The 2,047-nt window shown below is 43.4% G+C and carries 1 pseudogene; it reads right to left on the bottom strand.

What is annotated here, in order from left to right:
• Positions 1-2,036, bottom strand: a pseudogene (locus J582_RS24720) (membrane-bound PQQ-dependent dehydrogenase, glucose/quinate/shikimate family); the annotation flags it as partial.
• Positions 2,037-2,047 lie beyond the last annotated feature (11 nt).

Genomic DNA, 2,047 nt, shown 5'->3' with positions numbered 1-2,047 from the left:
GGTGCTTTCAAGCCCATCTTAATACCAAGTGGTCCAGTGTCCTCAACTGTACCAAGTGGTACTTGCCATGCAATCTGACGAGTTTTCATGTCAATTGCTGTCATGGTACCAAACGGTGGTTTTTGACAAGGAATACTTAAAGCGGACATAAAGCGGTTTTTATTCACTTTATATGGTGTACCTTTCATTGGTACAGCACCCATACCTGTATTTACTTTTTCGCCACCACTCGCCTGAATCTTAATATCTTCAGGTGTTTGTTTAATGAGTTGAACCCATAAACCAAGACGCATATCGTTTACGAACATGTAACGATGTGTCGGGTCAAAAGCAATACTACCCCAGTTCATGCCACCTAAAGAACCAGGGAAGCTTAATGAAACATCAGTACCCGGTGCAGTAAATAAACCTTCGTAACGCATTGACTTAAAGTTAATACGACACATTAGTTGGTCAAACGGCGTTGCACCCCACATATCTGACTCAGTTAAAGTCTGATTACCAATTTGAGGCATTTCAACAGAACGTGGTTGAGTTAAACTGTATTGCTCACCCGGAATATTTGCCGCTTTCACTGGCTGTTCAATTACTTTAGTTAGCGGTTTACCAGTTATGCGGTCAAGGACAAAGAATTGACCTGATTTGGTTCCAATCACAACAGCTGGCTTAGTCGTACCATCTTTTAATGGAAAGTCGACTAGACTTGGTTGCATTGGTAAGTCAAAGTCCCATAAGTCATTATGAACAGTTTGATATACCCACTTTTCTTTACCCGTTGTCGCATCAAGTGCCAAAACAGAAGTATTGTATTTGTGATCTAACGGATTACGGTTACCCCCCCAAATGTCGACAGATGAACTACCCATCGGTAGGAACACTGTATTCATTTGTGGATCATATGACATTGCAGCCCAAGAGTTTGCCGAACTACGTTTATAGGTTTCACCCGGTTTAAGAACATAGTTAGGGTTTGGATTACGCGGGTCAAATGCCCAGCGAAGTTTACCCGTAATCACGTCATAACCACGTATTACACCACCCGGCATATCTGCTGCCACGTTGTCGGCAATACGGCTACCCACCACAATAGTTGTTCCAGCAATAGTCGGTGCAGAAGTCACTTCAAAACGTGGAGCCTTAGTCCCACCGCCTAAGCCTTCGAGTAGATCAACTGTTCCATTTACCCCAAAGTCCGCACAGCGCTGACCATTATCTGCATTGACTGCAATTAAACGGCCATCTGGCGTATTGGTATATACACGGCGTGGACAGGCTGTGTTGCTCGCAACAGTAGTGACCGGAGTTGCACCAGCTAAAGTTGGTTGTACAAGCGTTTTTGTTGAATCAAAGTATGCAACACCACGGCAACGCTCCCAAGCATCGGCTTTAGAGTTCACCTCAGCTTTCCAGAGTTGTTTGCCCGAGTCAGCATCTATCGCAAAAATGTTGTTATGTGGCGTACATAAAAAGACTTTATTTCCAACTTGTAGCGGGGTCATTTGGTCTTCAGCACCATTACCACTACCCGTTGTAAAATCACCTGTTCTAAAGCGCCATGCTTCTTTTAGTTTATGAACGTTATCTCGGTTAATTTGGTCGAGAGCAACAAAGCGACTACCGCCCGTATCGTTTCCATAATTTTCCCAATTCACCTGTTTTTTTGCAGGGTCAACTGGTACTAAAGGTAGTTTTTCACCTGAACTTGCGACCGTTGGATGCGGTTGGAACATTTGGTAGAGCGCAATCAACATTCCCACAACAACTAAGCCACCTACTGCATAGGCTGAAGATGCCAAACTAGTTTGAAATTGGTAGCGTCGAATTGAAGGTAAGGTAAATAACAACGCAGCAAAAAGACCAGCAGGAAACATTAACCGCGAAAATAACGGCCAAAATTCCCATCCAGCATCAATGAGTGACCAAATTACCGTACCTTCAATAACAGCCGCAAAAATCCAGACGCCCAGCGCTTTTTTTCGGAAAATACTAATTGCTGAAATGGTTATAAACAGTCCTGAGATAAGGAAATACCAATTTCAAACTAGTT

It is taken from the genome of Acinetobacter sp. 1566109, assembly GCF_000582255.1.
Taxonomy (GTDB): Bacteria; Pseudomonadota; Gammaproteobacteria; order Pseudomonadales; family Moraxellaceae; genus Acinetobacter; species Acinetobacter nosocomialis.
The sequence above is the reverse complement of the archived record's forward strand: the minus strand, read 5'-3'. Positions and strand labels throughout refer to the sequence as shown.